Genomic DNA, 18,378 nt, shown 5'->3' with positions numbered 1-18,378 from the left:
TTACTTTACACTGAGTTCAAAACATACCGATTAATCACGCTCGGTTATGGGCACGTTGTTGCATCCCAAAACCAATTTGACTGAGTCGGTGACTCCCAAACGCCGGGGTTGTTTTTGGCAATAAAACATTTCCCGTTGTAAATCACAACATCGCCAGTTTTCACCTGTGTGGATCCGGGAACCCAAGTAATGACATTGCTAGGATTCGTGGTACCACCGGTATCGCCACCGCCAGTATCTCCACCGTCACTGCCACCAGAAGATAGGTCAGCAAGTGGAAGATCCGGTTGTTCAAACTTGAAGGCGTAATCGACACCATTAATGTTTACGCTGTAATTTGCAGGCCCAGAAATAGGCAGATAGTAAACCATATCCAGTTCATACACGCCGCCTGCGGGCAGAGCTTTCCAGTTCGGTAAGCTAAACGCTACGCGGTGCATGACGCCGTCTAAACCACCGACGTTGTTGGCGCGAGTATGGCCAGAAGCAATCACCTTCAAACCACCACCAGATTGGTCCTTAGCATTATCCGGTGCAGATACGGGGATATCAAACTGGAACTCAGTACCTCCGGGGATATCTTGACCTGTGTTGTTAGTAAAGCTGATTTTCGGATTGATTGGGTAGTTTTGATCTCCCACCTTAAATCCACCAACGGAGACCGCGATGTCTACGGTTTCACTGGCAATCATTCCTGTTGCAAGCGTGTTACCATAAGGCGTTGCCGACTTAAACTTGTCATAAATTGCTTTCGTCATAGTATTACCCATGTGGTATTCGCCATTTCCGCTTGCACAAGCTTGCTCTGTTGAATCCACTTGAGTGCGTTGACCATTAGCGTCCAAGACATAACAGTTATAATCGCCCGCTAACTCCCAAAACATGATGCCGCCGATCTCTTTATCGATGACATAATCGGCTTTGGTGTTGATAGACTCTTTATCTTCAGTTGATAAGAACACCCCTTTATCGGCATTCCACAGCCAAGGCGCGACGGCAACGCTGTCATAGTGACGTTGGTAAAGACCGACAAGTTGATCGGCAGGCTCATTCACTGGATCAAGGTTATAAGCTTGGGCGTAAGAGCCCCAAATCCCCTTCTCTAGGTTTTTGGCATGCCACATTGGGTTTGAACCTGCGCCCATCTCGTTTCCTTTCGGATCGGTGTCGTGCCACATGTTGTCAATACCCACAGCGCCGTGGCCACAGTTGTTTTTCTCACCCTCACCAGTGCCCGGAGCACATTCAGCTTGGTTAGGTAATGCCGCTCGCCCCCATAAACCACTCTCTCCACCCGTGACACCTTGCCAGCCGCGCGTGTAGTAAGGAACGCCGATGTTGATACGCCCTGCGGGCATAGAACCGCGGAAATAATGATAAGCCCAGTCAGTGTTGAGATAACCAATACCACCGTATTGAGCCGTGCCATACACGTTCCACTGTGCTAACTCTGAATCTTTACCAGTGTCATACAAAGCCGCGTTGTGACCCACGTGATCATTCCATGCGCCGTGTAAGTCATAAGACATGATGTTCACATAATCAAGATACTGAGTGACATCAAATGTCTCCATACCACGCAATAGATAACCAGAAGATGGTGCTGCGATCGTCAGCATGTAATGGTGGCCATCTTGTGCCGATGCTTGATCAAGCTTCTGACGTAGTACCTTCATTAACTCTTGGTACGACGCCCATAAATAAGCACGGCGAGGTTCCATAATCGCTTTATCATCTGGATTACCTGCGCCCGCCATTGAGGTTGGATATTCATAGTCGATATCGACACCATCGAATTGATATTTACGAATCATTTCAACAGCCGATGTTGCAAATTTTTCAATACCAGCGTGGTTGATAGAGCCATCCGCGTTGGTTGTCATCGTATAAAAACCACCATCGGCGACACGGTTGCCTGCCGTATCAAAGTGCCCGCCAGTTTCAGCCCAGCCTCCGATAGAAATTAAGGTCTTAACATCAAATTTTTTCTTCGCTGTTGCCAACGCACCAAAATGACCTTTAAAGCCTAATGCAGGATCAATCTCAACCCCTGGCCACTCTTTGCCCACTGCCGCATTATTGGGATCGTTCACATCGCCCACATTCACTTTGCCATCGGAACCTATGCTGACGAAGGCATAGTTAATGTGCGTGAGCTGCTCCCAAGGGATGTCTTTTACAAGGTAAGCCGATTGCGGATCATCACCCGCACGCCAACTGGTGAAATAACCGATCACACGACGTGGATGATCCGCACCCATGATCTCACGACCTTCCGCATCGTAAACGGTGCAATAAGGTACATTCACACCTTCGGTTTGATATAAACCATCAGGACGACAATTATTAGCTATTGGCGCGCCATTGACTGTTAAAGTCGCTAACGTGGAATCTGTCGTCGCACCAAGGTTATCAGTGGCGCGTGCAAACACCGCCAAGTTACCCGCTTTTGTCGCGGTGTATTCTAAGGTATACGGAGCACTAACAGCCGTTCCAACCAGCGTTCCCGCAACGAAGAAATCAACTTTATCGACGCTTCCATCAGTATCAGCAGCGTTTGCGGTTAAGGTGACTAAAGCCCCCACGTCAACGGAAACCGCAGAAAGCGTAATATCAACAGTTGGAGCCTGGTTGCCTGGTTGTTGTGCTTCTTTCACCGTTAAGGTCGTTGCACTTTTCACGCTAGCATCACCTTTATCATCGATGGCTACAACACTGAATTCATGCTGACCAGCGGTTGCGACCCACGTGGCTTTATAAGGTGCCGTGGTGACTATACCCACAATTGCACCATCGACAGAAAACTCGACTCGAGCAACGCTGCCGTCACTATCGGTTGCGTTCGCACTTAATATTACGGTATCACCGACAGCAATCACATCTGCTGCGGAAGGTGAAGAGAGATTCGCGGTCGGTAGCTGGTTCTCACCACCGGAAGTGGCGCAAACATCCAACACTTTCCACTGGGCATAATCACCGGAAAAGTTGGCTGGATCGTTACCTTGAGTCCAATAGTTGGCTTGGTAGGCGGTACCACTGTGCTGAACCTTGTTACCGCCAGTATAAACTTTTGACGATTCCCAAGGGCTTAGTGTCGTGCAATCAACGGCTGCATAGCTGTTAAAAGCCATCAAGCAAGAGGCCGTTAAAGTGCTCAGTGTAAAAACACCCTTTGCCACTGTCCTGTTGTTTAAATGCATAGCTGCTCATTCCTTAAGTTATTGTTTCACTGTAAAAAGCCTCGTATCAAGAAGAAACCAGACTTTAATTCTCACGTGAAACAACTGTAGAACAGAGCGATAAATAAGCACCTCAATTTGTTCAAATATCAAAAATCACTCGCAACAAGTTGCACTATTTCTGCAAAAGAGGCATCGTTATTTTGCATCAACAACTAATTATTGGTTAATTTTCCGATTCTAAAAAAAGCGCCGAAATCAGAACAATGTACGGACTGCCTGCCGGTTATTTAACTTACACACCATCAAAAAGAGCAAAAAACATGCAACAACACTAATTGTTACAAAAATGTAGAGTTTAACTTTATGCGCTATTTCTAACGCTGTACTCCTCTTGGGGTTTCATTAAAATGTCGCTTATATTCTCGACTAAACTGAGATGCGCTGGCATAACCAACTAAACGAGCGGCATCGTTCACACGCTTGCCTTCCACACGAATCAGCTCTTTCGCTCTGTTAAGCCTGACTTTTTTTAAATATTGTAAAGGAGATTCTAACGTCACCAGCCTAAAGGCGTGGTGAAACGCCGAAACACTCATATTGGCTTCTTCGGCGAGTAACTGAACGGTAATGGACTGATCATATTCTTGATGTACTTTACTCAACGCTTTGGCTATCCGGGCGTAGTGTCCTTCTTGATGAGCGAGATCAAAAAGCACATAACCGTGCTCGCTGGTTAATGCCCGAAACACAATCTCCTCGACTAAGCTTTCGCCAAGCACTTTAGCTTCAAGATCATCAACCAATGCAGACATCAAACGAATCGCACTTGCTTGCATCTTTGCGCCCATTTCTACTGATTTCAGCCCGCATTTTGATTTGTCTATGCAATCAGATAAAAAACCAGAAGCCTCAAGTCGATCAACCTGTTTAAGGAGAAGTGAGTGATCGATATTAATAGTCAAGCCCAATAACGGTTCACTTTCTGACGCAAAAGCTTCGCACTCAAGTGGTAAAGGTACCCCAACAACCAAGTAATCATTGGGGCCATAATTTACGGGTTGGCTACCAATATGAATGCGTTTATGTCCTTGCCCCAACAATATGATACCGGATTGATACACAAGGGGCTGTCTACCATTACCGCGGCTGCTGCGATAAAACAATACGCCCGGCACTGCCGTTTGGTGAATACCTTCCAAATGATCTAAAGATTGTTTTTCAATGTATTGCTGCATCAGTTGCGCCAGTTTACTCATAATGCCCCCTTATCAAAATTGAAGGAAGAATACGACAATTAGAGAATTAGGCAATTAATTTCGAGAAATTGGTCTATATTGACTGGATAATTAATACTAATATGCACATCGTAAAACACTGCCTTGGAGGCGCCGCCTCCTTTTCTATAAGCAAAGGTGAGAATAATGAAATTTACTTATGTTAACCCTACTCTAATTCACTTCGGCCAAGGCCAAATCTCTGCGATCAGTCAGGCGATTCCAACTGACCAAAAAGTGCTGGTGATCTACGGTGGCGGTTCGATCAAAAAAAATGGTGTTTATGACCAAGTCGTGAGTGCACTCACTGACCACCAATGGGTCGAGTTTTCAGGTGTAGAAGCAAACCCAACCAAAGAAACCTTAGATAAAGCGGTTGCTATCGTCAAAGAACAGGACATCGACTTTATTCTTGCCGTGGGTGGTGGTTCGGTTATCGATGGTTCAAAATACGTTGCCGCGGCGGCTAAGTATGATGGGGATGGCTGGGACATCATGGTGGGTAAACATCAAGTTACTGAAGCTACGCCTATCGGTGCAATTCTGACTCTGCCAGCAACCGGTTCTGAATCCAACATGGGCGCGGTCATTACCAAAGCACAAACACAAGACAAACTGGCCTTTATGGCTCCAGCGGTACAGCCTAAGTTCGCAGTGCTTGATCCAGATGTAATGAAATCACTGCCTGAGCGCCAGTTGATCAACGGTATTGTTGATGCTTGGGTACACGTCTGTGAGCAATATTTAACCTTGCCAACCAATGCAATGGTTCAAGACGGCTATGCCGAAACTTTACTTAAAAACTTGCTGGTATTGGGTCAACAATATGACCAGCGTGATAATGATGGATGGCGAGCAAACCTGATGTGGACAGCGAACCAAGCACTAAATGGCCTGATCGGTACTGGCGTTCCACAAGATTGGGCGACTCATATGATTGGTCACGAGTTCACCGCATTATGGCATGTTGATCACGCCCGTTCGCTAGCGATTGTGCAGCCTTCCCTACTGCGCAATCAACTTGAGAACAAACGCGCTAAACTTGAGCAAATGGGCAAAAATGTCTTTGGACTCAATCAAACTAGCGATCTTGCCTTACGCACAATCGATGCGATTGAAGCCTTCTACCACAGCTTGAATGTTCCAACTCAGTTTGCGGATCATAATAGCAGTAAGCAAGCGGCCATAGACGCAGTTATCGCTCAACTGAACGCACATGGAATGCTTGTTTTGGGTGAACAGCAAGCCATCACGCTTGAAAAATCACGGGAAATTTTGGAACAAGCTATCATTTAGCCTCATTTTTTAGACGAGTGAATAGTGATTTCCACATTCCAATAGCATAGATTCAGCTACATCAAGCAGCGCAATTGGGCGCTGCTTTTTTTGTACTTTTTTTGTATTGGATACTTTATGTAGCGGCCTTTCATTACCATGTCAGCATTATCAAACTGATCCACCACCTAAAATTGAAAAACTAATAACGACTTTTAAAGTCATCCTTTTCTAAACCATGTTTTTTCATTCGTAAGTAGAGCTTTTTACGCGGTACTTGCAGATAATTTGCGGCATCAGCGACGCGACCAGAATGGAGAAATAATGCATCTTCAATAATTTGCTTTTCGTAATCATCCACCAATTCATCAAGCGGTGATAAAAGATCAGACTGATTGTACAAACGCTCTTTTCCCGTCAGTTTTACAATACCTATCGCATATAATTCAGCTACATTTCTCAGCTCTCGTACATTTCCCGGCCATTGATGTGCACGCAGTAGCGACAAATAACTCAGTTCTACCGCTGGCAAAGGTTTCGCCAATTTATTACAACTCTGCTTGAGAAAATAATGGAACAAAGTAGCGATATCATCGGGACGATGTCGAAGTACAGGCACCTCTATCACGCCTTGGTTTAGCAAATAATAGAGTTCTGGCTGCAACCGATTAGCCGTAATCAAGGCCTCAGGTTCCGTACCTAAAATAGCAATAACGCGCGTTCGAGCTTTGCTTAGGCGTTCTTGGTTAAGCATCCTCTGAGTCAAATAACGCTGCAATTCTTCAGAAAGTAATTCGATGTGGTCTATTAGCAATGTACCGTTTTCACTTGCATCTAATTTTTGTTCAATCTGTGCGAGCGTGGTCGCTGATGAAACGGTTAATTCCACCAGCGATGAAGCATGATTACCCTGTGTCAGTTGGTGGATGAGATATGCAATAGTATGCCTTCCAACACCCGATTCTCCACAAATAACAACATGACTGTTCAGCATTGAATACTGAGCAACATGGTGGCGAATTTGCCCCATTTGAGCGGATTTTCCGATGAGTTCGCATTTGATTGAGTTGGCCATAGCCGTTTTTTGTTGTACAAAATGACGACGAATATCGAGATTTTTCTTCACTAAGCTCAATAACTCCGCAGGATTGATTGGCTTTTCAAGAAAATCGCATGCCCCTATTTTGACCGCCTCTACCGCCATAGGAATGTCTCCGTGGCCAGTAATGACAATCACAGGAATATGCTCATCAATCGATTTAATCGCTTTAAGCAATTCAATGCCGTTCATTTGTGGCATATAGACATCAAGCAATATCACTCCAGCCCAATCAGAATGGATAAACTCACACGCTTTGGTGGGATTAAGAAGTGCTTTTGACGGCAAATTAGCTATCGACATAAGATGCGAATATGAGTCAAGGACATCTTGGTCATCATCAATCAATAAAACAGAATAATTATGATTCATAAGGCAACTCCAGCACGACCATTGCACCTCGACTGACTGTCGAGGCAAGATAAATTTGACCCTTTATTTTTCCTATGAGCGAGCGGCAAATATTCAGCCCTAAGCCCAACCCTACTTCTTTGGTCGTGGTAAAGGGCGTAAAGAGTTTTTCAACGACATCATGAGCAAATCCAGCCCCTGAATCGCATACTGCAACAACGTGATGCGTTGGCGTACTCGACAGCAATATCACGTCAACTTTTTTGTGCTCACATCCCACAACCGCTTCACAGCCATTTACCAACAAATTAATCAATACCTGTTCCAAGCCGATTTGATCTGCAATGACTTGAATTGGTTGATGAATATGGCTTTGCAATACTATCTGTTGACGTTTTGCTTTCGTTTCAACCAACAACATAGCCTGACCGATAACGTCAGTAATCAAGACAGGGGTAAGGGTTTCATCACTGCTACTTTTACGAGAAAAATGACGTAACCCATTGATGATTTTGCCCATTCGCTCTGTTAAATGTTCAATATGATCGATGGAATGTCTGATTTGCTCTGTTTTCTTCTGCTCTAAAGCAAGGTTTACGCTATAGAGATAAGTCGACATTGCGCTTAATGGTTGATTCAATTCGTGCGCTAAACTGGTCATCGTTTGCCCGACCACCGCCATTTTAGCGGCTTGTACTAACTCACTTTGTGTTTTTTTAAGATGGTTTTCGGTCCGGTGGTGCTGCTCAATTTCAGCGAGTAACTGATGATTTTTTTCACGTAATGAATGAGTTTTTGCTCGAACTCGCTCTTCTAATAATCGATTAGCGTGCTCTTGATCGGTAACATCCGTAATCGTGATGATAACTTTATCGCTTAAACCGTGGGTATACTTACGTAAATACAAGCGCAAGTAATAAGGTTTATCCACATCGCCTAACGATAGCGTAATGACATCTGCACCATTTTCGATCAACTTAGCCTCTGGGTTAAACAGTGCTTGCAACTGCGATTGAGTTGACGTTGAAAAACAGAGCCAAAAGGCTTTCGGGTCCTCATTCTGGTCTATATTCAAGCGAACACGAGCGCTTAAGTTAGCCGATTCAATATAACCATCCAAATCACAAGTGATTAAACTCGCTTGCGTATTGTTAATCAAACTCAGTGCGTTGGTTCGGTCCATTTCCTCCACTTTTTTACCATACTGAACCAATTTTTCACTGATCCGGCCAATTTCATCTCTGCCGTCTACCACAATAGGGTGTGAAAGATCGTTATGAATGATGGCATCTAAACTGTCGCTAAGGCGGTTAAGTCGGCCCACAATCCGACGATTGATGAAATAGTAAGTCAAAAACAAACTGATAATGATCGATAAGCTAAAGCAGACAAACAGAATACGGTTACCATGAGAAACCAGTTCCGTGGTCTCTTTTTTCGCTTGAACAAACGACTCATCGGCGTTGGCGACCAACATCGCAATATCAGTATGTTGGTGGAGAAGCTGTTGCTGAACTTCAGCTCGAATATCATCAAGCTGGGCATTTAAACGCACCATAGAACGTAAGTTTTGATGGAAAGAGCCATTCAAACTCAATACATCCATTAGCTCACTGAGTAATTGTTGATAGGCGATGGTTGCAGGTTGTGAAAAAATCGGCGCACTCTGTGCGTACAGTTCTTCAAGGCGGAACTGTAGTACTTTCATGCCATTATTCACTTGGCTAATATGCTTAGATTGGATGAGCTCTTTTGCGAACATAAACGTTTGAGCCTCACCATCTAAGATAGACTGGACAGCCCCTAAACTCGTAAACAGCATGTCGCTTTCATTACCTTTCATTTTACGCTCTAGCTGCCACTGTATTTCTTGGCGCAGCGGAGTCAACTCAGAACCAATATCTTGATGTAGCCATTGGATCTGCTCTTGAAGTAACTCAATTTGACGACTTTGATCAATCCGTTGCCCGACCAGAAGACCAAATTGCTCACTAAGATTACGTAGCCGTTGATACCCAGCAAGCAGCCGTTGCTGCTCGCTGTTCAATTCAATCTCGCTTAATATTTTGCTGATCGTCGTTAAATTGTTATCCAAACGTTGCCGTTGCTCATCCAACTCAACTTTGTTACGCGTATTTGAGATGATTTCGATCCGTCTTTTAATTTCCGAACTACTGCTTTCGAGCAGATAACTGGCATTATATTTAGGAACACTTTTATCAAGCAGCTCGCTCACTTGATTATCTAAACTATTCCATGTTCCCCATGCGACGATGCTGACAATCGTCAACAGCAAGGTACTACAAGCAAAGGCCAAAACCAGTCTCGCGCCAATCGTGTTGTATTTCGGAAAAATCATGGCGTATCGACCCGGTCCAAGTTTTTTAGATCGGACAAAGCTTCTTCTAAGGTTAATGCCAACTGCATCTTCCAACGATGCGTCAGTTCCGCTACATGCATAGAAATGGCGGCGGAGTGTGTCTCATACTGCACATCATCAACACTGATTTTTTGCCATGACTGATATACCACGGCTAACTCTGTTTCGGTCACAGGTAAAGAGAACACTCGAGTTTCAATATTTTCAATGAGCTTCAGAGCGGGTTCATTGTGTGCGTACTTGGTTTTAGCATGATTGATTGCGAGCCAAGTGTCTTTTAACTGAGGTAAGCGTTTGGTAATCGCAATTTCAAACAATAAGTTAACTAACTCCTCACGATGTGTAATGGATGCCATGGACAACTGTGTATATGCCTCATTAAACAGGGATTTATCGTTTATCGCATGTTTAGAAAAATCATTGCTATCCATATTCGTTTGTACCGCTTTTGACATCAATAAATCGATGAATGCCTTCGCATATTGATCATTTTCACGCAGGCTCACTTGGGCGACGTATGTGGGCATTAGGGTAAAACTTTCATCATAGCGAAATTGCACGTGCTCAAATTTTCGTTCTAATATGCTGGCATAGCTATCAATCGTTGGGCCTATCCCAAATTGCCCTTTGGCTACATAATCACTCACACCAAAACTGCGTGAGGAAATTGTCCCTAAATTTGCCCCCACGTTCAGTAAAATCCGCCACCCTTGTTGCCAACCATATTTAGCAAGAATGCTCTCGACCATTAACTGAGTAGTACCCGAACGTGTTGGGGTACTCATCGTGATGTGGTCAAAATAGATAAAATTAGCCAGATCGGTGAACGACGTAGGCGTCGGTAAATGATGTAAGCTGAGATAGTCACGATTCCATACCAAACCAGCGCCAGAATAGCCTATCGTCACGACTTTATCAGTTGGCGGTAACATGTAGGGTTTTAACCATTCTGGTGGTTGCAAATGGGCAGGTAAGGTTGCGAGCTTATTGCTATTTGCTAAATGCTGCATTAAAAAAGGCGATGAGCTCAGCACTACATCAATATTCTGGATATAGCTTTTATTAAGCAGTTGAATACTCGATTGTGCTCTACGGTGGACAACTTGCACATCAACCCCTTGATACTGTTTGCTGAACTCTTCAATAAGAGGTAGCAAGGGTTCACGTGAAAATGTGGTCAGTATGACTAACTCATTCTCTTTTGCATAAGCGGTATTGATAGCCGCCGCTATCGATCCTAGTAGCACCATCCATTTGCACCAGCGTAATAAGGTACAAGAACGGGAAACCGCTTTTAAATCACAAAACCCTAAAAATTGTGCGTTCACTCAAAACTCTACCGTTTAGCTAAAAATAAATTATTAAACATTTGTGTCAGTTATGACGCAAAACAGCGTATTACAATTTCAATTTTATCAGCAAAACATAATTTACCCTTCGCTGAATTCCCATTTTTGACCCATTCACACTCTCAATTTGAGTCATTTCTGCCTCAAATTGGCACTTTTGAGCCCCATACCCATTTGTTTGAAGATGCATTCCGACAACGAAACAACCCTATTTAGTAATAACCCTATTTAGTATTTGATGAATGGAGAGCTCCATGCTTAACTTTTTTAAAACTCGCCCAGATCTACCGCTATCGGATAGCTCTCAGGGCGCAATGCAATCGCGTTTCAAAAGTTTTCAATGGCAAGTATTCTTAGGCTTAGTCTTTGGATACGCCATGTTCTATGTGGTTCGTATGAGTTTAGGTGTCGTTAAAAAACCGATGCTTGATGCGGGCATCGTATCGATAGAAGAACTCGGGATCATGGGATCGGCCTTCTTCTTCACCTACGCATTTGGTAAGTTTTCGAACGGTTTCCTTTCTGACTACGCCAACATCGGCCGATTTATGTCGTTCTCACTACTGCTTTCCGGTGCCACTGCCATATTCATGGGGTTGAACACCACGGCATTCTTCTTTGTGTTACTTTGGGCCGTCAATGGTTGGTTCCAATCGGTGGGTTCTGCGCCTTCTTGCGTCTCGCTTTTCCAATGGTTCTCACCTAAACAACGCGGAAGCCGTTATTCAATTTGGGGAGGATCTCGAAATATCGGCGAAGGCATCACTTGGATTCTAACAGCAACGCTAGTGAGTTATTTAGGTTGGCAAGCGGGTTTCATCGGTGCGGGCATTGCCGCCATCATCGCTGCATTGATTATGTTCTTTGTACTGAAAGATCGTCCGCAGACCTATGGTTTACCTGATGTTGCAACAGCATTTGGTGAAGAGCCCGAGTTCAAAAAAGCCAACGATCCAAAAGAAACACGTCGCGCTCAACTGTTCATTTTGAAGCAACCGACTGTCTGGCTGATTGCCGCTGCTTGTGCCGCGATGTATATCTCTCGCTATGCGATGTCTTCTTGGGCGGTGTTATACCTACAAGAAACCAAAGGTTATTCACTGATTGATGCTGGTTTTGCAATGTCCACTTACCCTATTGCAGGCCTCGCGGGCGCTATTTTGTCTGGTATCATTTCAGATAAAGTATTCAACGCTAACCGTCATATCCCAACGCTACTTTACGGATTTGCCAATATTGCAGGTATGTGCTTGATGTTCTTCGGCCCCGATAACCGTATGGTAGATGCTGTTGCTCTAGGCTTAATTGGCTTTGCGATTGGTGGGCTTGTCGTATTTCTTGCTGGCCTAACGGCTTGTGACTTAATGCCTAAAAATGCCGTCGGTGCCGTAAAGGGCTTTATTGGTTTGTTCTCTTACTTAGCCGCTTCGGCTCAAGAACTGGTGTCTTCATCACTGATTAAAATGACGGAAGTGGATGGCGTAACCAAATATGACTTTACTCAAGCACAATATTTCTGGTTGGCCGCTGGCGTGATTTCTTTACTGCTTGCGACTACGGTATGGAATGCCAAGAAAGTAACGGATATTGATGCTCCTACGGGCCAGATACTGGAAACGAAACCAAGTCTCTAATCTATAACACCCTTGATACAGGGGGATAATCCCCCCTGTTATTTTCTTATTTTCATTCTTATTTTCTATATCCAAATCACTTGAAAAATCGACCAAATGTCGGCCGAGAGCAATGGACAAGTGCAATTAGCACCACCATAACTTCAAGTAAAATGGCTATAGCGAGTGTCGTTATAGGATACCACTATGTGTAAAACAAAAATCGTTGCAACGCTTGGCCCTGCAAGCCAAAGCCGTGAGATGATCACCAAGCTCATTAATGCTGGTGTTAACGTTGTACGTTTAAACTTTTCTCACGGCACCGCTGACGAGCATATTGAACGCGCGATGTTAGTACGTGACATTTCACAAAAGCTTGGTGTCAGTGTCGGCATATTAGTCGATTTACAAGGACCTAAGATCCGTATTTCCTGTTTTGAAGACGGTGCGATCACTCTAAAAGCGGGTGACTCATTTATTCTCGATGGGCTTCACCCCACAATGGCTGGTAACCAAGAACGTGTGGGCTTAGATTACCCGCAGCTGATTCAAGACTTGAAGTTGGGTGATACTTTACTGCTTGATGATGGCCGAGTACAACTCCGGATCGAAGAACTCAACAAACCACAGCAGTGGGTAAAAACTCGCGTCATAAACAACGGTAAGCTGTCTAATCGCAAAGGCATTAATTTGCTCGGTGGTGGCCTTTCCGCGCCAGCACTGACGGACAAAGACAAACGAGACATCATCACTGCCGCGAAACTCCAAGCCGATTTTCTAGCCGTCTCATTTCCACGTAATGCCCAGGATTTACATGAAGCGCGCCGGTTAGCGGTACAAGCTGGCTGTCATGCACACATTGTCGCCAAAGTAGAGCGAGCCGAAGTGGTGAGCGATCAAAAAAATATGGACGCGGTCATCAATGCATCCGACGTTGTGATGGTTGCTCGTGGTGATTTAGGCGTTGAAATCGGTGATGCTCGCCTACCCGGCGTACAAAAAGCGTTGATTGCGCGCTCAAACTATTTAGGCAAACCCGTTATCACCGCAACACAAATGCTGGAGTCGATGATTGACAACCCGCTGCCAACACGCGCAGAAGTGCTTGATGTAGCGAACGCGATTATTGATGGCACTGACGCTATTATGCTGTCAGCAGAATCAGCGGCGGGAAGCTATCCCATTGAAGCAGTGGAAGCGATGGTGCGTATCGCTCACGGTGCAGAACAAGAGTTAGGCTGTGCGCAAAATTCATGGGATAAACTGCATCATTTGTGCAGCGATGCGGGCAAAAGCTTCGCGCTTTCCTCCATGATATCGGCGACTAAGGTTCATAAAGATCTTGGGGTCGCCATTTTAACTCAACAGGGAGAAACACCCCTGTTGATGTCTCGCTGTCAAAGCCAAGCTACCATTTGGGCACTCTCCGACAGGCCTGAACTGCTGCGTAAATTAACCATTTTGCGCGGCGTTACACCAACCTATATTCCATCATTAGCGACACAAGCGGATTTGCTGTCTCAGCAAGTGCTTAACGCTCTGGCACAAGACGCAGCTAACCGCCATATTTCATCCATTTTGATGACACAATTAGAATCGATCGAAGGCGTGGGTAATATTAACGTCTGTCGTTTACTGACGTTGCCAGTAATAAAAGAATTAGCCGCGTAGAATGTAGGGTTCTGCGCCGCTAATCATGAGATCATTAAAATTATTCAGTGATCTCAACACCTCCCCCTAAAAAAACCTTGCTCCACAGGGAACTTGGCCTGCGCTTGTCGCAGGCCCTTTTTAATGATGCCAACAGCCAATTATTTACATAAACAGTAACCTGAGTGAATGAATGGATTGAGCGGCTAAGGCTTCTAATTCCGCTTGTAGCTCTTGATAAGTTTGCGCAGAGTCAGCACTTTTCTCAATGACTAAACACAGATCAAACAAGGCATGCAAACCTAAGCTGCCAGCTGAACCTTTCAATTTGTGTGCTAACGACTTAACGATCTGAGCTTGTTCCCTCGATTGGCGAAACTCGTGTAGGTATTCATGCGTGCAATCGGCGAACAGCTCAATGATTTCATTCATCTTGTCACGCCCTAGCACTTCAATATCCGCGAGTAGGATCCGCTCGTCCATAATCGGACGAGCGGATTTTTGGCTATCCGAGGTTACGTGCGTAGGCACAATCAACTCAACGGGTAAGGTATTGTGTTCAATACGTTGCTGGACAAGTTGTGCAAGATCTTCTTTGACTAAAGGTTTGGGCAAATAGCCATCAAAACCAGCCGCTAAATAGCTTTCCACCTCTTCATTAAACACATGAGCCGAAATAGCAATCATCGGTGTGGGGCGTAGATGCGAATACTGTTCACGTTCGATAAGTTTGAGCTGCGCCAACAGCTCAACACCATTAATGTCAGGTAGATTAATATCGAGCAGTGCGATATCAAACCTGTGTTCACTAAACAGAACCCGAGCTTCAGCGCCTGTTTTCGCGGTGAGCACATTATGACCGAAACTGGCCAAAAACCCTTCAGCAACCATGCAGTTGACCGGGTTATCCTCCACCAGCAAGATGTTGGCCTCTCGCGTCGCGGCTATCGGCCTTTTAACCACTTCATCCACTGCCTCTCCTCGCTGTAAAGGAACAGTAAACTCAAAACGGCTTCCTTTGCCTAAATCTGATTCAAGCTTAAGCTCGCCGCCCATGGCTTCAACAAGCCGTTTGCTGATAGCCAAACCAAGCCCAGTACCGCCTTTGTAACTTTGCTCACTGGAAGCTTGAGTAAACGCATCAAACAGCCTGATTTGATCCTGTTCACTGACTCCAACACCGGAATCCGACACTTCAAATGTCACTTGATTAGGCATTTCAGCATCAAGACTGACATAAATATCCACATAACCTTGATCGGTAAATTTGATGGCATTACCCACAAGGTTAGTCAGCACTTGACCTAAGCGAGTCATATCACCCACCCAAAAAGGAGCAACATCCAGTTCAATCTGCTTGGTAAATTCAAGCGACTTTTCTTCAGCACGTCCTTTCATCAGTTGGTAAACATCGTCCACCATTTGATGCAAATTAAAGTTGGCATTGCGAATTTCTAAGTGTCCGGCCTCAATTTTTGAATAATCCAGCACATCATTCAAAATGGACAACAAGGTGTGGCCGCTGCGGTTAATCACGTCCACATACTGGCGCTGTTGAACGGTTAATGGCATCTCTTGTAATAAACGAGCCGTGCCTAATACGCCATTCATTGGTGTGCGGATTTCATGGCTCATGGTAGCCAAAAATGCCGATTTAGCACGATTGGCTTGCTCGGCTAAGTTGCGAGCTTTGGCATGATTCAACACTTCCATATTGAGTTTCTCATTGGTGTGTTGTAATTGTTCTGTTCGCTCGGTAACCACTTCCTCTAAGTGCTCTTTGTGTTCTTGTAACGCCTCTCTCGCCTGCGCTTCACTTTCCGCCACCACTTTAAGAGACTGCGCGGTATTGCGAGCCGTGATGATCGCCTGCCCCATTTGCGCCAGTTCATCCTCTCCTTGGACTGCCACTTCAACCTGCAGTTGCCCTTTTGCGATGGATAACAGTGCCGATGAATATTCGGCTAAACGTTTTACCACCGACAGATAGACGACCTTCCACATAATGAAAGCTGCAATGAGAAGGCCAACCAAGGTTAATAAGGTCAATGTATACTGTGCCATGTTCAAGGTTGTAGAGAGCTGCGCAACAGCGTGAGTCGTTGTACGATTGGAGTCATCCACTAAGCGGCTGACGGTAGTATTGAGATCTGAAAACTGTACTAAGGTGTTTTGTGTGAGCGATTTCGCGACCTGTTCGTTATCATAGCGTTGCTGCAAAACACTAAAAACCACTTTGCGCTTTTCTAACTCATTAAGCAGCTCTGTCATTTGCTTCGAACGCGTCGGGTCTTCTACCGCGCGTACTCTGCGCTGCATGATGGTGAGGTTATGCAAAAACTCTGTTTGGATTTGTTGGATTCGCTCAACATCGGTAACCGTACGTGTCTCTTCGATGTGGCTGAGCATTTTGAACGCCAGCAAATGAAGCTCATGCAAGCGCTCTGAAAGATCGAGGTCCACTTCCACTAAAGCGTCTAACGCTTTGTACGCTTGTGATGTTTTATTGGCTTGTAGCAAGTCATAAATATGCGTCACATTCGCCACTGCGATGGTACTGGTATTGAGCACTTGAGTGCGCGTCAGCTCTTCCAATTGCAGCGCCAGTTGTCGCATCTCTTCCACTCGAACACTTAAGTCATGTGCCAGATACAACTTACGCTCAACCGTAATACCAAGCTGAGCCAGTGTATCGATAACGCTTTGAACATCATTTTCTAGGCGCGTCAGCAGTTCTGAATCAAAAGAATCGGCACCCAACTGCTTGATGTGATTAAGCAAAGATTGAAGCTGATCGAAAAGCGCTTTGCCATACTGCTGGCGCTCTTGCTCTGTTTTTGAGTTGGTTAACATTTGCACAGACGTAATGATTCGTGTGCTTAACTCCGACACTTGACGCGCTTCCAGCATCGAAGGAATGGCAGAATTCACCACATTACGTTCGGTTTTAGCCACCAGCGAAAAACCAAACACACCGATCAACGCCGATAACAAAACGAGCAGGGCCATTGCCGAAAAGGACAACATTAATTTTCGGCCAATACTGGCTTTGGCTAACAACATGGCACCCAACCTCAAACATTACTTCTTAAGCAACACGGAATGGGCTATATTTTGCAGTGTTTACTCACGTTATGCCAACGAATAGCGAATGCAATTGATCTTAAACCTTATTTCCCCAACGCTTTTACTGCTGATTTTAAGCTTGGTTAGCAACACAACATTCGCCGAACCCCATAAGAAAGTCTGCGCTTTATACCCTCACCTCAAAGATTCCTATTGGTTATCAGTCAACTATGGAATGGTTGACGAGGCGAGAAAACAGAAGTTGAATTTACGCGTGTTAGAATCGGGTGGTTATCCTAATCATGAACGACAAAAAGAACAGCTTTCATTGTGCGTTCGTTGGGGCGCTGATGCGATTATTCTCGGTACTGTGGCACCGGATCTTTACACGACAGACTTAAGCACATACGTCGCTTCTACGCCTGTGTTTGCAACGGTTAATCAGCTCATTCTCAATCAGCAGCAGGCTGCACGGCTACAAGGTCAAGTGGGTGTCGATTGGTATTGGATGGGATACTACGCGGGAAAATATCTTGCTGATAAGCACCCACAAGGCAGTGGGAAAACCAATATAGCCTTGCTACTTGGCCCGAAAACCAGTGGTGGTACTCAACCCGTTAGCCAAGGTTTTTATCGCGCAATACAAGACAGCGATATCAACGTAGTGGAAAGCCTATGGGCAGATAATGATAAAGAACTGCAGCGTAATTTAGTACAACAAGCGCTGGAGCGAGCTGACCTTCGCTATATTGTGGGCAGCGCCGTCGCGATTGAAGCGGCGATCAGCGAATTGAGAACCTCAGGGATGACAAACCACATCGGTTTGGTGGCAACCTATTTAAGTCATGGCGTCTACCGCGGGCTGCTGCGTGGCCGAGTCGAATTTGCGCCAACGGATAAAATGGTCGAGCAAGGCAGGCTTTCCATTCAACAAGCTGCGGCTTTTTTCAATCAGCAACCTTATGAAAAAAAAGCCGCACCGATTATCGAATCCTTAACGCCTATGTCACTCAATCCGCAGATAATTGCAGATTCGTTATCTCCATCTGAATATAGGCCGACTTTTAGCGTAAAAGAGATTGAATAAAAGTGGCGATTTCGCTATTTAACATACTGATTTGAATCATAGGGACTCTTCA

Annotated in this window: 10 protein-coding genes; 4 read left to right on the top strand and 6 right to left on the bottom strand. The window is 45.0% G+C overall.

Going from position 1 to position 18,378, the window contains the following annotated elements:
• Window positions 1-44 precede the first annotated feature (44 nt).
• Together AACT42_RS22960 and AACT42_RS22955 are read right to left on the bottom strand one after the other, a co-directional pair.
• Window positions 45-3,200, bottom strand: a complete 3,156-nt coding sequence (locus AACT42_RS22960) for a chitinase C-terminal domain-containing protein (RefSeq protein WP_094131645.1) — start codon at window positions 3,198-3,200, stop codon at window positions 45-47.
• A 356-nt stretch (window positions 3,201-3,556) separates the two neighbouring features.
• Window positions 3,557-4,438, bottom strand: a complete 882-nt coding sequence (locus AACT42_RS22955) for an AraC family transcriptional regulator (protein ID WP_017047225.1) — start codon at window positions 4,436-4,438, stop codon at window positions 3,557-3,559.
• 165 nt (window positions 4,439-4,603) lie between these two features.
• Here AACT42_RS22955 and AACT42_RS22950 point away from each other — a divergent pair, with 165 nt between their 5' ends.
• On the top strand, window positions 4,604-5,752 hold the full coding sequence (locus tag AACT42_RS22950) for an iron-containing alcohol dehydrogenase (RefSeq protein ID WP_026029117.1): 1,149 nt from the start codon (window positions 4,604-4,606) through the stop codon (window positions 5,750-5,752).
• Window positions 5,753-5,933: 181 nt separating this feature from the next.
• Here the strand turns inward: AACT42_RS22950 and AACT42_RS22945 are convergent, their stop codons facing one another.
• From AACT42_RS22945 to AACT42_RS22935, 3 genes are read right to left on the bottom strand one after another with little or no spacing between them, the layout of a single operon-like run.
• Window positions 5,934-7,202 (bottom strand): sigma-54-dependent transcriptional regulator, encoded by a 1,269-nt coding sequence (locus AACT42_RS22945; protein ID WP_013867894.1) that lies wholly within the window; start codon window positions 7,200-7,202, stop codon window positions 5,934-5,936.
• The gene (locus tag AACT42_RS22940) at window positions 7,192-9,540 is read right to left on the bottom strand and encodes an ATP-binding protein (RefSeq protein ID WP_094131646.1); all 2,349 of its coding nucleotides are present in this window, start codon (window positions 9,538-9,540) and stop codon (window positions 7,192-7,194) included. The genes AACT42_RS22945 and AACT42_RS22940 overlap by 11 nt, the downstream gene beginning before the upstream one ends.
• Entirely contained in the window at window positions 9,537-10,889 is a 1,353-nt protein-coding gene (locus AACT42_RS22935; RefSeq protein WP_094131647.1) for an ABC transporter substrate-binding protein, read from the bottom strand. The genes AACT42_RS22940 and AACT42_RS22935 overlap by 4 nt, the downstream gene beginning before the upstream one ends.
• A 275-nt stretch (window positions 10,890-11,164) precedes the next feature.
• Here AACT42_RS22935 and AACT42_RS22930 point away from each other — a divergent pair, with 275 nt between their 5' ends.
• Together AACT42_RS22930 and pyk are read left to right on the top strand one after the other, a co-directional pair.
• Window positions 11,165-12,544, top strand: a complete 1,380-nt coding sequence (locus AACT42_RS22930) for an MFS transporter (RefSeq protein ID WP_088733419.1) — start codon at window positions 11,165-11,167, stop codon at window positions 12,542-12,544.
• 186 nt (window positions 12,545-12,730) lie between these two features.
• Window positions 12,731-14,194, top strand: coding sequence for a pyruvate kinase (gene pyk / locus AACT42_RS22925; RefSeq protein WP_094131648.1), 1,464 nt, complete (start codon window positions 12,731-12,733; stop codon window positions 14,192-14,194).
• A gap of 144 nt (window positions 14,195-14,338) precedes the next feature.
• Here pyk and torS read toward each other — a convergent pair whose 3' ends face one another.
• On the bottom strand, window positions 14,339-17,236 hold the full coding sequence (gene torS, locus AACT42_RS22920; RefSeq protein ID WP_237666850.1) for a TMAO reductase system sensor histidine kinase/response regulator TorS: 2,898 nt from the start codon (window positions 17,234-17,236) through the stop codon (window positions 14,339-14,341).
• A gap of 88 nt (window positions 17,237-17,324) precedes the next feature.
• On the opposite strand from torS, the gene torT reads away from it, so the two are divergent.
• Entirely contained in the window at window positions 17,325-18,326 is a 1,002-nt protein-coding gene (torT, locus tag AACT42_RS22915; protein WP_088729656.1) for a TMAO reductase system periplasmic protein TorT, read from the top strand.
• Window positions 18,327-18,378 lie beyond the last annotated feature (52 nt).

Origin of the sequence: Vibrio sp. V15_P4S5T153, from assembly GCF_963874485.1 — a bacterium.
Lineage (GTDB): Bacteria > Pseudomonadota > Gammaproteobacteria > Enterobacterales > Vibrionaceae > Vibrio > Vibrio anguillarum.
The sequence above is the reverse complement of the archived record's forward strand: the minus strand, read 5'-3'. Positions and strand labels throughout refer to the sequence as shown.